The following is a 17,770-nucleotide window of genomic DNA, read 5'->3' as shown; positions in this document are numbered from 1 at the left end:
CATTGATTAAAATTCAGAAAAGGTAGAGTGAAAATTTATGGAATACATATCCAGCGGTGTTACCGCGGCTCAGGGCTTTGTGGCGGGCGGCATCCACTGCGGCATCCGTAAGAATAAGGCAAAGCCAGACCTGGCTATGATTTACAGCGAAACGCCCTGCAATGCGGCGGCGGTCTATACCACCAACCTGGTCAAAGGCGCGCCCATCCTGGTGACGAAGAAAAATCTTGCGGATGGTAAGGCCAAAGCCGTCATCTGCAATTCGGGCAACGCCAACACCTGCAACGCCGACGGGGCGGAAAAGGCGGAAAAGATGTGCAGAATCGCCGCAGAGGTTTTGGGGATTGAACCCCAGGACGTGATTGTGGCTTCCACCGGCGTGATCGGCCAAGTGCTTCCCATCGAACCCATCGAGAATGCGGCCCAGGCGCTGAAGGATTCCCTCAGCCCGGACGGTTCCTCAGCCGCTGCCGCTGCCATTATGACCACTGATACCATCCCGAAGGAGGTGGCGGTTCAGACCGTAATCGGCGGCAAAACAGTGAAGCTGGGCGGCATTTCAAAGGGCAGCGGGATGATTCACCCCAACATGGCCACCATGCTGTGCTTCCTCACCACGGACTGCGCCATCTCCACCGCCATGCTGGACCGGGCGATTCACAAAGTGACTGGAAATACCTTCAACATGATCAGCATAGACGGGGACACCTCCACCAACGACACCTTCGCGGTGCTGGCAAACGGCGTGGCGGGAAATCCTGAAATTGTGGAGGAAAATGAGGATTACGCAGCCTTTACAGAGGCTTTGGAGGCTGTGTGCAGAGAGCTCTCCAAGCTGATGGCGGGAGATGGAGAGGGCGCTACAAAGCTCCTGGTCTGCAGCGTGGATGGAGCGGAGGACGAGGAAACGGCCAAGACGGTGGCCAAATCAGTAATCTGCTCCACCCTGTTCAAGGCCGCCATGTTCGGCGCGGATGCCAACTGGGGCCGTGTGCTGTGCGCCATCGGCTATTCTGGAGCGGCAGTGGATGTGGAAAAAATCGACGTTTCCTTCCGGTCCGTAAAGGGGCAGGTGGATGTCTGCAGGAACGGCGCGGGCATCGAATTCTCGGAAGAGAAGGCCAGCGAAGTGCTGGGGGAAAAGGAGATCACCATATTGGTTTCCCTGCATATGGGCGGTGAGAGCGCTGAGGCATACGGCTGCGACCTGACCTACGATTATGTGAAAATCAATGGAGATTACCGCACATGAAAAAACAGAAGGCTCTCCGGAACTCTCCCTGGGATATGGCTGCTTTCTGCTTTGGCTGCGCGGTGGCAGGGTTCTCTCTGCTTTTCGCAGTGCTGCTGTTTACCGGCAGTATGCTGCTTTTCCATCCGGCTGCCAGCCTGGTGTTCGCAGCCCTGGAGCTTGCCGTGTTCTTTTTCCTGCTGCTTTCGAAGAGGCTGGGAATCTCCAGATGGATCCGGCGGTTCCTGCTGGTCTCCCTGGTTTTGGGAATTCTGGTGGTCTTATGTGTGTTCGTGGTGTTTGTATTGCTGCTGCTGGTCTGAATGAACTTATAGCGAAGGGGTAGATTGCTGATGGATATCTCGAATTCGGAACGGGCCGCCGTGCTGGTGCAGGCCCTGCCATACATCAAGAAATATGCAGGCGCCACCGTCGTGGTCAAATACGGCGGAAACGCTATGATCAATGAAGAGCTCAAGGACGCCGTGATGAGCGACATTGTACTGATGCAGCTGGTGGGCATCAATGTGGTGCTGGTGCACGGCGGCGGTCCGGAAATCAGCGCCATGCTGAAGAAGATCGGCAAAGAGAGCAAATTTGTGGGCGGTATGCGGTATACGGATCAGGAGACCATGGACATTGTCCAGCAGGTGTTGGCCGGAAAGGTAAACAAGGATCTGGTACAGCTGTTGGAGGCCCAGGGCGGCAAGGCGGTGGGGCTTTGCGGTATGGACGGTTCCATGCTCAAGGCCGACAAGCTGGAAGACGATTTAGGATTTGTGGGAGAGATCCGGGAGGTCAATTCTGAAATCATTGAGAATGCGGCCAAAAACGGATACATCCCGGTTGTTTCCACCGTGGCTTCCGGGTACCACGGGGAGGCCTACAACATCAATGCCGATGTGGCGGCGGCCCGCATTGCGGCGGAGCTTGGAGCCATGAAGCTCATCCTGATGACCGACGTGCGCGGCCTTCTGCGGGATAAGGAAGATGAATCCACCATCATTCCCGTGGTAAACGTCAGCGATGTAAGCCGCTTGAAAAAGGAAGGCATCATCAGCGGCGGTATGATTCCGAAAATCGACTGCTGTGTGGATGCGGTGCGCCGCGGCGTGGGGCGCGCCCACATCATCGACGGCCGCATCCCTCATTCCATCCTGGTGGAGCTCTTTACCGACGAGGGTATCGGCACCATGTTCTATTGAGAAACGTATTCCTTCATTCGTGTCGTGTAGTTTTCAGTACTTTGCTGGACGGCGACCGCAAGCGAGATACCGCGGTTTAGGAGGACACTGCCGAAGCTGTTCCGCAGGTCGGATGAAATATGACGGCGCGGCGTACGGGGACACACGAGTAAGCTTTGGCTTGTACTTTCGGTTGGTCCAGAAAGCTGAAAACAAGCGAAAGCTAACGCTGCGAAGGAAAAAAGTCTTGCGCAGCTTTTAAAAAGCTGCAGGAGGAAGAGATGGGAGAATTGGCAAAGCTGCCGAATATCGGGAGCGTTGTAGAGGAACAGCTCCGGCAAGTGGGGATCACCACCCTGAAGCAGCTGGAGGAAACCGGCGCGCAAGAGGCTTGGCTGAAAATTCAGGCCATTGATCCTTCCGCCTGTATCCAACGGCTGCAGGGCTTGGAGGGTGCGGTCCGTGGAATTCCCAAAAAGGAACTGCCCGAAGAGGTCAAGGCCGAACTGAAAGAGTTTTACAGGCAGCATAAATTGTGAAAGGAATTGGCGTATGACATTTCAGGAGATCAAGGATCAGGATCAAAGCTATATCCTGCACACATACGGCAGGGTGGACGCATCTCTGGTGAAGGGAAGGAATGCCCGGGCCTGGGACACGGAAGGCAAAGAGTATATCGATTTTACCTCCGGCATCGGGGTCAACGCCCTGGGGTACAGCGACCCTGCATGGGCGTCGGCGGTAGCCGCGCAGGCAGCGGAGATTCAGCATCTGTGCAACTATTATTACAGCCCCCAGAATACATCGCTCGCAGAGGAACTGTGCAAGGCTTCCGGCATGGCGAAGGCGTTTTTCTGCAATTCAGGGGCAGAAGCCAATGAATGCGCCGTCAAGGTCGCTCGGAAGTATGGGGAGAAGCGGGGCGCGTATCAGATTGTCACTCTGAACAATTCCTTTCACGGCAGAACGCTGACCACGCTGGCCGCTACAGGGCAGGCTGCATTCCATCAGGACTTTCTGCCGCTGACAGAAGGGTTTGTCTATGCGGAGGGCAACGACCTTTCCAGCGTGGAAGCACTGCTGGACGGCACTGTCTGCGCCGTGCTCATCGAAACCGTGCAGGGCGAGGGCGGCGTGGTTCCCATGGAGGAGGCTTTTGTGCAGGGCCTGCGGAAGCTGTGCACGGAGCAGGACGTGCTGCTGATGATCGACGAAGTGCAGACAGGCGTGGGCCGTACCGGCAGCTTTTACAGCTACCAGGGCTACGGCGTGGAACCGGATGTGGCGACCACCGCCAAGGGCCTGGCAGGAGGCCTGCCTATCGGAGCCTGCCTGGTGAACGAGAAGCTGAAGGATATTTTGCAGCCCGGCATGCAGGGGTCCACCTTCGGCGGAAATCCCGTGGTGTGCGCGGGGGCCAGAGAGGTGGTTAAGCGGGTAAAGGATCCTGCTTTCCTCCGGGAGGTGCAGGAAAAAGGGGCCTATCTGAAAGAGAGGCTGGAAGAGCTGCCCCAGGTGGAATACGTGCGGGGCAAGGGATTGATGCTGGGCGTGAAGCTCAAAACAGGCGACGCTCACGATGTGCTGGTGCGCTGTGCGGAGGAGGGTCTTTTGGTTCTCACAGCCAAAGAATTGGTCCGCTTTTTGCCGCCGCTGACCATCACAAAGGAAGAGATTGACAAGGGGCTTGCTGTCTTTGAAAAGGTTTTAGGTGAGCTATGATAAAGTGGGGAGGCCAGCTGCCGATTGAGACGCCCCGCCTGACCCTTGTCCCCATGCAGGAAGAGGATGGAGCGGACCTTTTTGCCTATTATACGGAGGAGATTGCGCACTACCAATACCCGAAGCCCTACGGCTCTCCGGAGGAGGCGGTACGGGAAATTCTGCAGTTTGCGGAAGGGGACAGCGTGGGTTCCGTTCTCTTCACCCTGCGGGATAGGAAAAACCAATTTCTCGGCGTCGCGGATATCCACGGCCTCTCCGACAGGGAGCCGGAGGTGGGAGTGTGGATCAGGAAAGAATTCTGGCGGCAGGGTTACGCCCGTGAGGCTGTCGGCGCGATGCTCGGCTATTACGGGCAAAAGGGCTATGCCTCTTTCCGCTGGGAGGCGGACCGCCGGAATCCGGCCAGCATACATCTGGCGGAATCGCTGGGCGGCGTCCTTAAGGGGACGGACGAATATGAAAATATGCGGGGAATGCTGCTGCAGCTCAACGTGTACAGCATTCCGGCTCCGGAAGTATAACGGAAAGCTATTTGTCCTTGGAATGTAGACGAAATCAGAATATTTAAGTGCGCCGGCCCGAAAAGAACGAGGACAGGCGCGGGAAAGGAAGGGTCATCAAGATGAAACATCTGCTGAAGCTGCTGGATCTGACCGGGGAGGAGATTATTGAAATTCTCAACCTGGCCGATCAATTGAAATATGAAACCAAACATGGGATCGAGCACCCCTACCTGAAGGGAAAATGCCTGGGTATGATCTTTGAAAAGTCCTCCACCCGCACCAGGGTGTCCTTTGAGGTGGGCATCAACCAGCTGGGCGGATATGCGGTGGTGCTTTCCTCCGACGGTTCTCAGATCGGCCGGGGCGAACCGGTGCAGGATACGGCCCGGGTGCTTTCCCGCTATGTGGACGGCATTATGATCCGCACCTTCGATCAGGATGAAGTGGAGGCTTTGGCGGAGTACGGCAGCGTACCTGTAATCAATGGGCTCACCGATTTTTGCCATCCCTGCCAAATTTTGGCGGACCTGATGACCATCCGGGAGTATAAGGGCTCTCTGGAAGGGCTGAAAATGTGCTTTATCGGCGACGGTAACAACATGATGAACTCCTTAATTGTGGGTTGCCTCAAGGTGGGAATGAGCGTGTCTGTGGCCTGTCCCGAAGGATATCGTCCCCCCCGGGAGATCCTGGAATTCGCCTCGCAGTACAACTGCTTTGAGCTGACGGATTCCCCCCTGCAGGCGGCAAAGGACGCCGACGTGGTGATCACCGACGTATGGACTTCCATGGGTCAGGAGGAGGAACGGGCGAAGCGGGAAGCTGCATTCAAGGGCTACTGCGTGGATGAAAAGCTGATGGCCCAGGCCAAGCCGGACGCCATGGTCCAGCACTGCCTGCCCGCCCACCGCGGCGAAGAGATCACGGCAGAGGTATTTGAACAAAATGCCGGGTGCATTTTTGAGGAGGCGGAAAACCGTCTCCATGCGCAGAAGGCCGTGCTGGTGAAAACTATGGGGGCGCAGGCCTGAGCGGATAACAGACAGGGGCAGCCGGAGCCAGGCTTCCCCTGTTTTCCTACCAGAGAAAGGGGAGACAAGCTTGACTTACCGGATCATGCGGGCAGAGGATTATGACGGAGCGTTCGCCTTGTGGCAGAGCACCCCGGGAATGGGCCTGAACAGCCTGGACGACTCCCGGGAAGGGATTGTCCGATATTTGGAACGCAATCCCCAAACCTGTTTTGTGGCGGAAGAGGCAGATCGGATATGCGGCACGGTTCTTAGCGGCCACGACGGGAGACGGGGATATTTTTACCATACCGCTGTGGCCCGGGAAAAGCAGGGGCAGGGCGTCGGAAGCAGGCTGGTGGAGCTGGCGGTAGAGGCGCTGAAAGCCCAGGGGATCACTAAAGTGGCTCTGGTGGCCTTTTCGGAGAATGAAAATGGAAATGCCTTTTGGGAGCACCAGGGCTTTACCCTGCGGGAGGATCTTTCCTACCGAAACCTCAGGCTGAAGCCCTTGTAAATCAGAACGCCCTTCCCGCTCTTAAACGGGAAGGGCGTTCTGCACGGCGGGCTTTACCAAGTGAATGCCGCTATTGTTTTTTTACTCACTCTCTGTTAAGATAAATGTTACTCAAACAAGAGCGTTCTAAAATGACGAACATTCTTGTTTAGGCAGCATGATGCGCCTCTCTTATGATAAAATCAGGCAGTAAATGTTCGGACACCAGAACGTTTGAGGCGGCGCTATGAGCGGTCAAAAACGGAAGCAGGATATCGGTATTGGGCACAATATTAAAAAGCTGAAGATACAGCTGTTGGGCTGTGCTTATTTATCATAGGAAAGAGAAAGAAGGCGGTGCAATGAAATTCTATGTCACCCGTCATGGAGAAACGGCGTGGAATAGAGAAAATAAGGTTTGCGGCGTGACGGACCTGGAACTTAACGAGACAGGCCGGAAACAGGCGGAAAAGACGGCGGAACTGCTGCGGGAAAAGGAAATTTCCCGGATTCTCTGTTCGCCCATGAGACGGGCGCAGGAGACGGCGGGAATCATCAACGCGGGCAGGGGCCTGCCCCTTCTCACCGACGTTCGTCTTCGTGAACAGGATTACGGGATATTTGAGGGTGCGCCAAGGGATGATTCCGGTTTTCTCTCCCACAAAAGGATGTTTGCCACAAGGTATCCCGGTGGGGAATCCCACATGCTTACGGCCGGCCGGGTTTACTCTCTGCTGGAGGAGGCGCGGGAGCGATATGCGGGAGAAAGCCTTCTGCTGGTGTGCCATGGGGGAATCTGCCGGATTATCGAAAGTTATTTTCACGATATGACCAATGAGGAATTTTTTTGTTTCTCCATGAAAAACTGTGAAGTAAGGGAATATGAGGGGTGAATTCCTCAACTCCGCCGCAGCTGGATAAAGAAGAGGATCGGCAGAAAACAAATGACAGAGTAGTTTAATAGAAAGAAGGATGTGGACATGCTGAAGTTTTATGGTTCCCATATCTGCAGCGGCTGCCGGGAAGCGCTGGAGCTGTTCCGTGAAAAAGGGTTTACTGATTTTACATTTGTGGAAATCACAGAGAACACCAATAACCTGCGGGAGTTTTTGAAGCTGCGGGATACCCGCCCGGAGCTTCAGGAAGCAAAGCGGGAAGGGCGTATCGGCATTCCCTGTTTTCTGCTGGAAAACGGCGAGATGCTGCTGGAGGCGGAAGCGGTTTTAGCCCTGCCGGCCTCCTGAGGTTCTCTGGGAGAAACGGGTAGATGCAAAAAGAAAAAACTTATCGCCCCAGGAGCGATAAGTTTTATTTTTTCTTTCATTTCGGGCAAAAACCCATTTTTAGGCACATCTAGTATATAACATACCATATCCGGAATTATAAGTCTAGTCTTTTTTTCTTTTTTTGTTATACTTTTGGGGGTGGGACGCATGAGACGGCGCCGTGCCCGGGGTAATCTGGTAACCACTGAATAAATCAGTTGGCTCGGTGTCCATCCGCAGGATGGGAGCCGGATTGATTCAGCGCTTACCAAAAGAACAGTTTGAAACATGTAAGGAGGTTTGTCATGGCGAGGGAAGACGTAAAAACACAGCAGGAGAATTTATCGGAAATTGCCGCGGCTTTTCCGGAGGAAATCGTCCATCTGGAGAACATAACGGAGAAAATCTGCCTGGAACTGGCGGAGGCGGAAAGATCCGTGGAGCAGATGGACGAGGAGTACCGGGAAACGCAGCTCTACATGGCGGAACACCGGAATGAGGGCGACGCAAAGGAGATGTTCCAGAGCGAGATGGCCCTGCGCCAGATCGACTCTCTGGGGGCTTCGGCAGTGGTTTTCCGCGATAAGCTGCGGAAGACGAAAGCGTCCCCTTACTTTGCCCGCATTGACTTTCTGCCCGAAACCGGGGACGAAGGGGCTCTCGCCTACTACATAGGGCTCTATGCTTTCCGCCATGAGAGGCAGCTGCTCATCATAGACTGGCGTTCCCCGGTGGCCAGTATGTTTTATGATTTTGAACTGGGCCATGCCAGCTATGACGCGCCCCGGGACCATGTGGAGGGGGAGCTTGTCCTGAAGCGGCAGTTCAAAATCAAAAATGGGGAAATCGAATTCGCTTTCGACAGCTCCCAGAATATCCAGGATGATATCCTGCAGCAGGAGCTGGCCCATACTTCGGATGAAAAGATGAAATCCATCATCTCCACCATTCAGAAGGAGCAGAACAAGATCATTCGGAACGAAAAGGCCCATACCCTGATCATCCAGGGAGTAGCGGGTTCTGGAAAAACCAGTATAGCTCTGCACCGAGTGGCCTTTCTGCTGTACCGGTTCCGGAACACCATTAAAGCCCAAAATGTGACGATTCTCTCCCCAAACAAGGTATTTGGGGACTACATTTCAAACGTCCTGCCGGAACTGGGCGAGGAGCCCATCTTTGAAGCCAGCCTTGAGGATCTGGCGTTGGTGCAAATGGAAGAGGGCGTGGATTTTGTAGGGGACAGGAACCCGCTGGAGACTGAGGACAAGGCCTGGGAGGAACGGGTGAAATTCAAAGCTACTGCGGAGTTTGTCAGGGAGATGGACGCCTATATAGAAAAGCTGCCGGAAACCGCCTTTCAGGCCCAGGATTTTGTATTTGAATCCTTCCTTGTTCCGGCGGACTGGATTCAGGCCAGGGTGAACGTCTACACCAGGTTTCCCCTGATGCAGCGTCTGGAGGCGGTTGCCGACGATATTCACAGCAGGCTTGAAAATGAGTTCCTGCGGGAGGAAAAGCCGCCCCATCGGAACCGGATTTTTATCGCGCTGAAAAAGATGCTTCCGTTTAAAACCACGCTGGCCCTTTACAAGGATTTCTACCGGCAGCTGGGCAAACCGAAGATGTATACGCCGGTCAAAAAGGGCGTCTTGGAATGGAACGATGTGTTTCCCTACCTGTATCTGCAGGCTGCCTTTACCGGCCTGCAGGAAAGCCGGCTGATCAAGCATCTGGTGGTGGATGAAATGCAGGATTACAGCCCCATCCAATACGCGGTGATCAACCGGCTGTTCAAATGCCCCAAGACCATCCTGGGGGATTTCGGGCAGTCCATCAACCCCAACTGCCAGTACACGCTGGAGGAACTGCACCAGCTGTACGAGGGCTCGGAGCTGGTCAGGCTGGAAAAGAGCTACCGTTCCACCTATGAGATCATCCATTTTGCCAAAAGCATTGTGGAGATGCAGGATTTTGAGGCGGTGGAGCGCCACGGGGACGCTCCTGAATTGTTGGCAGCGGAAACTGCGGAGGAGGAAATCGGCCTGCTGGCGGACCGGATCAGCGCTTTTCACAGGGGTGGCTACAACGCGCTGGGGATCATCACCAGGACGAATACGGAGGCCAAAGAGCTTTTTGACCGGCTGAAGGAACGGCAGGCTGAGGTGAACCTGATAACGCCGGAAAGCAAATCCTTTCAGAACGGCGCTACGGTATTGTCGATTCAAATGTCCAAGGGCCTGGAATTTGACGAGGTGATTCTCCCGTTTGCAGACGACCGGACCTATTGCACGGAGTTTGACCGAAACCTGCTCTATGTAGCCTGCACCAGGGCCATGCACAGGCTGACGCTCACCTGCACGGGCCGTCCGTCCCGGCTGCTTCAGGGCCTGCTGTAAAGGAAACGGGGGCTGCGGCGGGGAGAGTGCCCTTTCACAGAGGGACATCCCCGCGGCAGCCCTTTTCTTCCTGCGTAGGGATGTTAATTTTTCGACAAACCACTTGAATCAAATGGAGATTGCGATTATAATAAAAAAAGATTGGTATTTCGGCCGGGCAGCCGCGCCGAAAGAATTATAAAACCGAAAGGAGTACCAATATGAACTATTCCCATGAAGTGGAAAATATGTGCACGGTGAAAAAGGGTCCCCATCACGGCCCGGCCCCCATCCCTGAAGAGGGCAAGTGGGTGAAGGCTTATGAGATTAAGGACATTTCCGGCCTTTCCCACGGCATTGGTTGGTGCGCTCCCCAGCAGGGCACCTGCAAATTGACGCTGAACGTAAAAGAGGGCATCGTGCAGGAGGCTCTGGTAGAAACCATCGGCTGCTCCGGTATGACACACTCCGCGGCTATGGCTGCAGAAATCCTTCCCGGCAAGACTCTGCTTGAGTGCCTGAATACCGACCTGGTGTGCGACGCCATCAACGTTGCCATGCGTGAGATCTTCAAGCAGCTGGCCTATGGCCGCAGCCAGACCGCTTTCTCCGAGGACGGCCTGCCTATCGGCGCCGGTCTGGAAGATCTGGGCAAGGGCCTGCGTTCTCAGGTGGGCACCATGTTCTCCACAGGCGCCAAGGGCGTCCGCTATATGGAGATGGCAGAGGGTTATGTGCTGAAAATGGCTCTGGACGAAGAGGGCGAGGTCATTGGCTACCAGTTCGTCAAGGTGGGCAAGATGCTGGAAGACATCCGTCACGGCGTTTCTCCGGACGAGGCCTTCAAGAACAACATAGGCCAGTATGGCCGCTTCGACGGTGCTGCCAAGTACATCGACCCCAGAGAAGAATAATTGCTGACCAACCATAGATTAGGAGGACAACTAAATGGCTAATGACGTCATGTTTGAAGGCAAGGAAAGAAGAATGCCCAAAATCGAGAAGTGCCTCGCCGAGTATGGCCTGGGCAGCCTCGAGGAAGCAAGAGAGCTCTGCAAGAGCAAGGGCTTTGATCCCTATGAAATCGTCAAGGGCGTACAGCCCATCGCTTTTGAAAACGCCGGCTGGGCCTACACTCTGGGCTGCGCTGTCGCGATCAAGAAAGGCACCAAAACAGCTGCCGACGCCGCCGAGGCCATCGGTATCGGTTTGGAAGCGTTCTGCATCCCCGGCTCCGTAGCCGAGCAGAGAAACGTCGGTCTGGGCCACGGCAACCTGGGCGCTATGCTGCTCAGGGATGAGACCAAGTGCTTTGCCTTCCTGGCAGGCCACGAATCCTTTGCCGCCGCAGAAGGCGCTATCGGCATTGCCAAAACAGCCAACCGCGCCCGCAAAGAGCCCCTGCGCATCATTCTCAACGGTTTGGGCAAGGACGCAGCTTACATCATTTCCAGAATTAACGGTTTCACCTATGTGAAGACAGACTATGATTTCTATACCGGCGAGCTGAATGTGCTCGAGACGAAGCCCTTCTCCGAGGGAGAGCGCGCTGCAGTCAAGTGCTACGGCGCTAACGACGTGCTCGAGGGCGTGGCCATCATGAAGGCTGAAGGCGTGGATGTTTCCATCACCGGAAACTCCACCAATCCCACCCGTTTCCAGCATCTGGTTGCCGGCACCTATAAAAAGTGGGCCAACGAGAACGGCAAGAAATATTTCTCCGTGGCTTCCGGTGGCGGCACGGGCCGTACCCTGCACCCCGACAACATGGCGGCGGGCCCCGCTTCCTACGGGCTGACCGACTCCATGGGCCGTATGCACGGCGACGCCCAGTTCGCTGGCTCCTCCTCCGTGCCTGCCCACGTAGAGATGATGGGCCTTATCGGCATGGGCAACAACCCCATGGTTGGCGCCACTGTAGCCTGCGCTGTGGCGGTTTATGAGGGAACGAAGTAAGAACGGAAGGTTGAAATACAGTTTTTGTGAAAGGGGCTGCCTGCAGGCAGCCCCTTTTTTTGTGCCTTTCAGGCTCATGCCGAAAGGTAAGTTGTATAGTCCGGCTTCCACATACGGATAAAAGAAAAATCCCCGGGACAGCAAGGCTGCTGCCCCGGGAGGACGGTGGAAACCAGGGATTCGAGGGACGGCGCTACATTTTCCTGAGGAAGCTTTCAATGGCCTGGTACAGCCGGTCCGGGTCAATGGGCTTTGCCAGGTGCCCGTTCATTCCCGCCTCTCTTGCTTTGACCACGTCCTCATGGAAGGCGTCGGCGGTCATGGCCAAAATGGGAATCGAGCCGGCTCGAGGATGCCCGGAGGCACGGATCACGCGGGTGGCTTCATAGCCGTCCATCACCGGCATCTGCACGTCCATCAGAATCAGGTCGTAGCAGTCTCCTTTTTCGGCAAACATCTGTACCGCTTCCCGCCCGTCGCCCGCGCAGTCCACCTCCATGCCTGTCATGCTTAAAAGCTCCACGGCGATTTCCCGGTTGAGCTCATTATCCTCTGCCAGCAGAGCCCTGCGTCCAGCCAGGACGGGACGAGCCAAACCAGGATCGCACGCCCGAACCGCCTTTTCAATGCCGGTGATGGAAAGAAGGGTGTTATAAAGGGTGGAGGCAAAGATGGGCTTAGAGAGGAAAGCGTTGGCTCCGGCCTTCCGCGCATCCTCTTCGATGGAGCTCCAATCATATGCCGTGATGATGATAATGGTGGTATCCGGCCCGACAAATTCCCGGACCCTGCGGGTCACCTCGATGCCGTCGATATCAGGCATCTTCCAATCGATGAGGCATACATCGTACTCTTCGCCTGTCTTATGGGCAGCCAGAACCTTCTCCACACATTCCGTGCCAGTCAGCACCCAGTGGGACAGGATGCCCAGGTTTTCCAGAAGCAGAGACGTGTGAATGCAGCAGTCCCGGTCATCGTCGGCCACCAAAACCTTCAGCGCCTCCAATGCCTGCCGGTCATGCGTGGAGCCTTGCTCCGCCGTTTCTGCGATGTCAAAGTCCAGTTCTACGGTGAACACGCTGCCCTTATGAGGCTCGCTCTTAACTGAGATGGTTCCGCCCATCAGGGTTACCAAATTTTTGGTGATCGACATGCCGAGCCCTGTGCCGCCCAGCTTTTGTCCTACAGAAGGGGCTTCCTGTTCAAATGGCTGAAACAGTTTTTCTAGGAATTCTCTGCCCATTCCAATGCCGGTATCACTGACGGTAAAACGAAGCCGGACACGGCCGTTTCTCTTTTGGATCTGCCTGATTTCCAGTTTCACAGAGCCGCCGGCTGGAGTAAATTTGAGGGCGTTGGAAAGCAGGTTGAGCAGTATCTGATTCAACCGCAGAGAGTCGCCGGAAAGAACGGTATCTGTAAGGTCTATCAGGGGCATGGAAAAAGAAAGGCCTTTTTCCAATGCCTGTGGATAGATGATGGAGGTAATGGATTCCGCAACGCTTGACAGATCAAAGGCTTCATGGGAAATGCTCATCTTGCCCTCGTCGATTTTCGACATGTCCAGCACATCGTTGATCAGGGTCATCAGATGCTTGGAGGAATAGCCGATCTTTTCCAGGCAGCTTTCCACCCGTTTCCGGTCCTCTATGTAGGCGGCCGCAATGGTGGTCATGCCAATGATGGCATTCATGGGGGTTCGGATTTCATGACTCATGCGGGAGAGAAAGTTCTGTTTGGCAGCGTTGGCGTTCTCGGCGTTGAGAAGCGCGTCCTTGAGCACCTGCTCCCTGCGGATGTCCTCGGTCTGGTCGGAGATGGAGATGATATAGCGGACAACTTTGTGATTGACAATTTCAGGAAAGCTCTGCACCAGGATCCAGCGGGTTTCGCCTGAGGGAAAGCGCAGTCTCAGCTTTTCACTCTTACGTGCATCTGTACCTGCAGGCTTAAGAAATTCCGCGAAGGCTGCCCGGTCCTCCGGGTCCACCCGGTCCAGCAGAAGCTCCGTGTCATAGATAAACCCATCCTCTTCCACCTCCAACACCCGTTTGCTGTTGGCGCTGACATATTCCATCGCCCCCATTTCCTGATTGTAAATCAGAAAGACCTCGTCTACGTTGGTGGAGAGGACATCGAACAGCCGCTCCCGGTAACGGATTTCCCGAATGCTCTTCCGTTCCTGCCAAAAGACGAACAGGAAGTAGGCAGGCAGGAAGACGGTAAGCAAAACGGCAGAAACGATAGCGTTGGTGGAGGCAGCAGAGGAGCGCTGCTCCAGTCCCTGAATCTTGTTGTCGGCAAAGTCAAGAATCCTGAGTAGGATGCTGTTCACGGCGTCATATTTTGGGTACAGATATTTTTCCACATAAGCGGCCGTTCCGCTGCTTTCCATGGGAAGGATGACAGGAAGCGCCTCATCCTGCGTTTTTTTCAGATCCTCCATGGCGGCTAGCAGCTCCTGTGTGTCCTCTTCCGGCCCCAGGTATCGTTGGGCGATGGTGTTGATGGAGTCAAAATGCAAGGAATACCGCTCGTCGAGCATCTGCTGGATCTTTTCCACCTCATGGGTGGGCTCGGCGATGAGGCCTAACAGAAAGCTCCGCATGTCCAGCAGCCGTGTGTACATGGCGCGAGCCTCATTAGAGACGGTATAGGGATGATCGTAGATCATCAGAGTGATAGTTTTCACTTGGTAGGTGGAGTAAATGCTAAAAATTGACAGGAGGACTGCCACAAGGCAGACCAAAGCCATGCCGATCTCTATAGACTTGCTTCTTTTCTTCCGATAATCCATTGAACCATCTCCCTCCGCCAGAACCCTGCCGTTTCCATACAGGGCATCTTGGGCAGCAATACTCTATTTTGTTTTATTGCCCATTTATTTTAACTGATAAACGGACAAAACTCAACGGTCTTCCTATACTAGAGGTATTTTTTTCCAAATTTTAGTATGTCATGGCATTTCATAAGAAATGAAGTCGTCTGCCGGAATTGAATTTGACAGAGATTCGTTCTGGTGCTATGCTGGGCGTAAGGGCCTGTGAGCGAAGCTTGCCTAACCGGTCTGAGCGGATAGAGAGGGGAATTGGGATGGGTTCAAAAGAAAGCTGCTGTTTTACAGGGCACCGCATACTTCCCGCCGGAGAGCTGCCGGCGCTGCGTGCTGCTCTGCGCAGGGAGATATCAAACCTGGCAGAAGCAGGGGTAGGACGTTTCCTGGCAGGAGGGGCAAGGGGCTTTGACATGCTGGCTGCACAGGAGGTGCTTTGGCTTCGGGAAGAGCGTTATGCATTGGAACTGGTTCTTGTTCTTCCATGCCCCGAGCAGGCTGACCGGTGGAACGCCAGAGAAAGGCAGGCTTACAGGGAAATGGTGCAGGAAGCCGATGAGGTGATCTATGTGTCGGAAGTCTATACGCCGGACTGTATGTTCCGGCGGAACAGAAAACTTGTAGAGGAAAGCGGCAGCTGCATTTGCTATCTCAACAGAGAAAGGGGCGGCACTGCTTACACGGTGAAATATGCAGAAAAGCTGGGTTTGTCAATTGTCAATCTGGCAGTTCCCCGGCCCAATTCAGCTGCTCAGGAAAAGACTTTATTTATTTAAAGCTTTTACGGAATGCAGTATCTGCAATTTTCAATGGGGAATTCTGCAGGAAGCCGCAGAATTCCCTGAGAATTTTGCAGGAATGCACCTTAAAATGAATAATGCATGGAAAGAAAAATATTTTATTAAAAGTGTATATATATGTTGAAAAAATACTGGGTATGTGGTAGAATAATTCTGGAGAAAGGGGAACGGTTGTTCCTCAAAACACATAAAATGTTTTAACCCAAAGCATTTGCTTTGCGAGGAAAGGAAGGATTTTGATGTATGACTTTGTAGAGCAGCCTGTCACAATCAGGAACAGTGAGTTCCCGATGCTCCGCAAGGAACCGTCTCACGTGTTTATGCAGTATGGCCTGCAGCCCACGTTCTTCCTGCGGAGCGATGTGGAGGCGGAAGAAAGACCTCAGCCTATCTTTAAGGCTTACTTCAAAAGAAGAAAGAGAAAAGCCTGAATTTTGCCCCCACAGGGAAGAAGCCGCGCAGTCTGATGCGGCGGCGCCCTGAATTGAAGAAAGCCTTGGAACCTGACAGTAGGGTTCCAAGGCTTTCTTTTGTATCTGCGGTTTTCAGGGAGCCGTCTTTTAACCGGCTTTTTCCAGATCTTTTTTCAGGCGGTGGATAATGCGTTTTTCCAGGCGGGAAATGTAGGATTGGGAGATACCCAGCTCGTCTGCCACTTCCTTTTGGGTGTGCTCTTTGGTGGATTCCAGGCCGAAGCGCAGCTTCATGATCTTTTTTTCCCGCGGAGACAGCTTTCCCACGGCATTTAAGAGCATATCCTTTTCCGCTTCCTGCTCAATATCCCGGTTGACGGCGTCGGGGTCGCTTCCCAATAAGTCGGAGAGCAGCAGCTCGTTGCCGTCCCAGTCTACATTCAGGGGATCGTCGATGGAAATCTCGTTGCGCAGCTGGGAACTTTTACGCAGGTACATGAGAATCTCGTTTTCAATGCACCGGGAGGCGTATGTGGCCAGTTTGATGTTGCGTTCCAGGCTGAAGGTGTTCACTGCCTTGATCAACCCGATGGTGCCGATGGAGATCAGGTCCTCCACACCTGCGCCGGGACTTTCGAATTTTTTGGCAATATAGACCACAAGCCGCAGGTTGTGGGTGATGAGGGGCTCCCGGGCGCCGGGCGCCCCGCTGCGGATATTGTCCATCACTCTGGCTTCCTCCTCTTTGGTGAGGGGGGGAGGAAGGGTTTCCGGACCGTTGATGTAGTGGCATTCCTCCGCACCTGTCAGCGGAAAGAAACGCCGGACCAGAGTCTGGCCCCAAAAGGCGAGCACCGAGAGAAATTCCGTAATCATAAGATGCCTCCATTCGGTTCAAAGGAAATAGTTTCGGGGAATAGGTCGGGATTATACAAGCCATTGAACTGACCTGCAGAAAGCTTTCTGGGACACAGGGCCACATAGCATTCCAGGGATTCTCCGCTGCGCTGCAGATAGACGCGGTCCGGCCGGAAGGCCGGGAGAAGTCCGCTGCCGCCCATAGACTCAAAGGGCACCAGCCTCAGCTTTCCATCTGCAGAGCTGCTTTCCAGGTAGGAAAGGACGGAGAGGGGTGCAACAGGCTTCAGAAGTCCTGCTTCGGCCACCAGTACCGGCAGTCCGGAAAAGGGTTCATGCAGAGAGCAGCCGGTGTCGGCTTTACAGAGAACCACGGCTGTACGCCCCTGATTCTCCACACAAATGCGGCAGTAACGGGCGGGAGCTGATTTTGGGAACAGTTTTTGCAGCAGGGAAAAGACCAGGTAAGCAGCACAAGTGGCGCAGAGAAGAAAGAGAGGGGAAAAGTCGAAATAGACGGCGTTGCCCAGCACGGCAAGACCGCTTGTGGGGAGATAGGTGAGCAGGAAAAGCAGAAAGCCTGCAAGCAGGAAGGAGAAGACCCAGAAGGCAAGCGCGGCCTTCCAGAAGAGAAAGGGCTTCAGGGGAGCAAAGGCAGCTGCGGTGGCTGCCAGCGCGGACAATGCGCCAAACAAAAGCAGAATCAACCTGGAGACGGGCAGCAGAACCAGCAGAGCGGAAAGGGCCCCGGCCAGGGCGCCCAGTACAAGTCTTCCTTTACCCGGATGCAGGTGCAGAAACTTTTTGACGCACCACAGCAGGAAAAAATCTATGTAGAGATTATTGAGCACAAGGATATCCGCATAAATGGTCAAGGGCATCCCTCCGGTTTCCATTTTATCTTTTGCGTCCTGAATCAAATTATAGAGGCGTGCGGCGGACGAACTTGTCGGTTTGTGGGCCTGTCTCCCAAGTTTTCAGAAGTCTTTTTCTTGATTTTTCCAACGGATTCTGGTATGATAAAAACAGTAAATATTCTTATTATTTTATTGATTTACAAACAAGACTCGTTGCCTGTTCAGAGAATCTGCAAAGAGCAGACCGCTGTTTTTCATAGCGGC

Annotated in this window: 18 protein-coding genes; 15 read left to right on the top strand and 3 right to left on the bottom strand. The window is 54.2% G+C overall.

Annotated elements, in window-relative coordinates; genetic code table 11:
* Positions 1-37: 37 nt before the first annotated feature.
* The 13 genes from argJ to BN3911_RS15080 all read left to right on the top strand — a co-directional run bounded on the left by argJ (position 38) and on the right by BN3911_RS15080 (position 11,745).
* Positions 38-1,252, top strand: coding sequence for a bifunctional glutamate N-acetyltransferase/amino-acid acetyltransferase ArgJ (gene argJ / locus BN3911_RS15140; RefSeq protein ID WP_066867079.1), 1,215 nt, complete (start codon positions 38-40; stop codon positions 1,250-1,252).
* Positions 1,249-1,554, top strand: coding sequence for a hypothetical protein (locus BN3911_RS15135; protein ID WP_066867078.1), 306 nt, complete (start codon positions 1,249-1,251; stop codon positions 1,552-1,554). Before argJ ends, BN3911_RS15135 begins: the two co-directional genes overlap by 4 nt.
* A 30-nt stretch (positions 1,555-1,584) precedes the next feature.
* On the top strand, positions 1,585-2,436 hold the full coding sequence (argB, locus tag BN3911_RS15130; protein ID WP_066867076.1) for an acetylglutamate kinase: 852 nt from the start codon (positions 1,585-1,587) through the stop codon (positions 2,434-2,436).
* Positions 2,437-2,696: 260 nt separating this feature from the next.
* Positions 2,697-2,954 carry a TfoX/Sxy family protein gene (locus BN3911_RS15125; RefSeq protein ID WP_066867074.1) on the top strand — a complete coding sequence of 86 codons (258 nt, stop codon included), beginning with the start codon at positions 2,697-2,699 and terminating at the stop codon, positions 2,952-2,954.
* Between the two features lie 13 nt (positions 2,955-2,967).
* Complete coding sequence (locus BN3911_RS15120) at positions 2,968-4,137, top strand: aspartate aminotransferase family protein (RefSeq protein ID WP_066867073.1); 1,170 nt, start codon at positions 2,968-2,970, stop codon at positions 4,135-4,137.
* Positions 4,134-4,661: a GNAT family N-acetyltransferase gene (locus BN3911_RS15115; RefSeq protein ID WP_066867071.1), complete on the top strand. Its 528-nt coding sequence runs from the start codon at positions 4,134-4,136 to the stop codon at positions 4,659-4,661. The genes BN3911_RS15120 and BN3911_RS15115 overlap by 4 nt, the downstream gene beginning before the upstream one ends.
* A 101-nt stretch (positions 4,662-4,762) precedes the next feature.
* Positions 4,763-5,674, top strand: a complete 912-nt coding sequence (gene argF, locus BN3911_RS15110) for an ornithine carbamoyltransferase (protein ID WP_066867069.1) — start codon at positions 4,763-4,765, stop codon at positions 5,672-5,674.
* Between the two features lie 70 nt (positions 5,675-5,744).
* Positions 5,745-6,170 carry a GNAT family N-acetyltransferase gene (locus BN3911_RS15105; protein WP_242871140.1) on the top strand — a complete coding sequence of 142 codons (426 nt, stop codon included), beginning with the start codon at positions 5,745-5,747 and terminating at the stop codon, positions 6,168-6,170.
* A 341-nt stretch (positions 6,171-6,511) separates the two neighbouring features.
* Entirely contained in the window at positions 6,512-7,042 is a 531-nt protein-coding gene (locus tag BN3911_RS15100) for a histidine phosphatase family protein (protein WP_066867066.1), read from the top strand.
* Between the two features lie 87 nt (positions 7,043-7,129).
* Positions 7,130-7,393 carry a hypothetical protein gene (locus BN3911_RS15095; protein ID WP_066867064.1) on the top strand — a complete coding sequence of 88 codons (264 nt, stop codon included), beginning with the start codon at positions 7,130-7,132 and terminating at the stop codon, positions 7,391-7,393.
* Positions 7,394-7,719: 326 nt separating this feature from the next.
* A complete protein-coding gene (locus BN3911_RS15090; RefSeq protein ID WP_066867062.1) occupies positions 7,720-9,810 on the top strand; it encodes a HelD family protein in 2,091 nt (696 codons plus the stop codon).
* A 200-nt stretch (positions 9,811-10,010) separates the two neighbouring features.
* A complete protein-coding gene (locus tag BN3911_RS15085) occupies positions 10,011-10,703 on the top strand; it encodes an iron-sulfur cluster assembly scaffold protein (RefSeq protein WP_066867060.1) in 693 nt (230 codons plus the stop codon).
* A 34-nt stretch (positions 10,704-10,737) separates the two neighbouring features.
* Complete coding sequence (locus BN3911_RS15080) at positions 10,738-11,745, top strand: GGGtGRT protein (protein WP_066867058.1); 1,008 nt, start codon at positions 10,738-10,740, stop codon at positions 11,743-11,745.
* Between the two features lie 193 nt (positions 11,746-11,938).
* On the opposite strand, the gene BN3911_RS15075 is transcribed toward BN3911_RS15080, so the two are convergent.
* Positions 11,939-14,542 (bottom strand): hybrid sensor histidine kinase/response regulator, encoded by a 2,604-nt coding sequence (locus BN3911_RS15075; RefSeq protein ID WP_066867056.1) that lies wholly within the window; start codon positions 14,540-14,542, stop codon positions 11,939-11,941.
* A gap of 296 nt (positions 14,543-14,838) precedes the next feature.
* On the opposite strand from BN3911_RS15075, the gene BN3911_RS15070 reads away from it, so the two are divergent.
* Both BN3911_RS15070 and BN3911_RS15065 read left to right on the top strand, forming a co-directional pair.
* Positions 14,839-15,354 carry an SLOG family protein gene (locus BN3911_RS15070; RefSeq protein WP_066867054.1) on the top strand — a complete coding sequence of 172 codons (516 nt, stop codon included), beginning with the start codon at positions 14,839-14,841 and terminating at the stop codon, positions 15,352-15,354.
* Positions 15,355-15,617: 263 nt separating this feature from the next.
* The gene (locus BN3911_RS15065) at positions 15,618-15,809 is read left to right on the top strand and encodes a hypothetical protein (protein WP_066867052.1); all 192 of its coding nucleotides are present in this window, start codon (positions 15,618-15,620) and stop codon (positions 15,807-15,809) included.
* A gap of 129 nt (positions 15,810-15,938) precedes the next feature.
* Here BN3911_RS15065 and sigE read toward each other — a convergent pair whose 3' ends face one another.
* Positions 15,939-16,667, bottom strand: coding sequence for an RNA polymerase sporulation sigma factor SigE (gene sigE, locus BN3911_RS15060; RefSeq protein WP_066867050.1), 729 nt, complete (start codon positions 16,665-16,667; stop codon positions 15,939-15,941).
* Positions 16,664-17,524, bottom strand: coding sequence for a sigma-E processing peptidase SpoIIGA (locus BN3911_RS15055; protein ID WP_187127768.1), 861 nt, complete (start codon positions 17,522-17,524; stop codon positions 16,664-16,666). The genes sigE and BN3911_RS15055 overlap by 4 nt, the downstream gene beginning before the upstream one ends.
* Positions 17,525-17,770: the final 246 nt, after the last annotated feature.

The sequence above is a fragment of the Neglectibacter timonensis genome, assembly GCF_900048895.1.
GTDB classification, from domain to species: Bacteria; Bacillota; Clostridia; order Oscillospirales; family Acutalibacteraceae; genus Acutalibacter; species Acutalibacter timonensis.
This window is presented reverse-complemented; position numbering and strand designations above follow the sequence as displayed.

Excerpts from the sequence above, each read along its gene's own strand:
- argJ (WP_066867079.1), top strand. The coding sequence starts at position 38 with ATGGAATACATATCCAGCGGTGTTACCGCGGCTCAGGGCTTTGTGGCG.
- BN3911_RS15135 (WP_066867078.1), top strand. The coding sequence starts at position 1,249 with ATGAAAAAACAGAAGGCTCTCCGGAACTCTCCCTGGGATATGGCTGCT.
- argB (WP_066867076.1), top strand. The coding sequence starts at position 1,585 with ATGGATATCTCGAATTCGGAACGGGCCGCCGTGCTGGTGCAGGCCCTG.
- BN3911_RS15125 (WP_066867074.1), top strand. The coding sequence starts at position 2,697 with ATGGGAGAATTGGCAAAGCTGCCGAATATCGGGAGCGTTGTAGAGGAA.
- BN3911_RS15120 (WP_066867073.1), top strand. The coding sequence starts at position 2,968 with ATGACATTTCAGGAGATCAAGGATCAGGATCAAAGCTATATCCTGCAC.
- BN3911_RS15115 (WP_066867071.1), top strand. The coding sequence starts at position 4,134 with ATGATAAAGTGGGGAGGCCAGCTGCCGATTGAGACGCCCCGCCTGACC.
- argF (WP_066867069.1), top strand. The coding sequence starts at position 4,763 with ATGAAACATCTGCTGAAGCTGCTGGATCTGACCGGGGAGGAGATTATT.
- BN3911_RS15100 (WP_066867066.1), top strand. The coding sequence starts at position 6,512 with ATGAAATTCTATGTCACCCGTCATGGAGAAACGGCGTGGAATAGAGAA.
- BN3911_RS15095 (WP_066867064.1), top strand. The coding sequence starts at position 7,130 with ATGCTGAAGTTTTATGGTTCCCATATCTGCAGCGGCTGCCGGGAAGCG.
- BN3911_RS15090 (WP_066867062.1), top strand. The coding sequence starts at position 7,720 with ATGGCGAGGGAAGACGTAAAAACACAGCAGGAGAATTTATCGGAAATT.
- BN3911_RS15085 (WP_066867060.1), top strand. The coding sequence starts at position 10,011 with ATGAACTATTCCCATGAAGTGGAAAATATGTGCACGGTGAAAAAGGGT.
- BN3911_RS15080 (WP_066867058.1), top strand. The coding sequence starts at position 10,738 with ATGGCTAATGACGTCATGTTTGAAGGCAAGGAAAGAAGAATGCCCAAA.
- BN3911_RS15075 (WP_066867056.1), bottom strand. The coding sequence starts at position 14,542 with ATGGATTATCGGAAGAAAAGAAGCAAGTCTATAGAGATCGGCATGGCT.
- BN3911_RS15070 (WP_066867054.1), top strand. The coding sequence starts at position 14,839 with ATGGGTTCAAAAGAAAGCTGCTGTTTTACAGGGCACCGCATACTTCCC.
- BN3911_RS15065 (WP_066867052.1), top strand. The coding sequence starts at position 15,618 with ATGTATGACTTTGTAGAGCAGCCTGTCACAATCAGGAACAGTGAGTTC.
- sigE (WP_066867050.1), bottom strand. The coding sequence starts at position 16,667 with ATGATTACGGAATTTCTCTCGGTGCTCGCCTTTTGGGGCCAGACTCTG.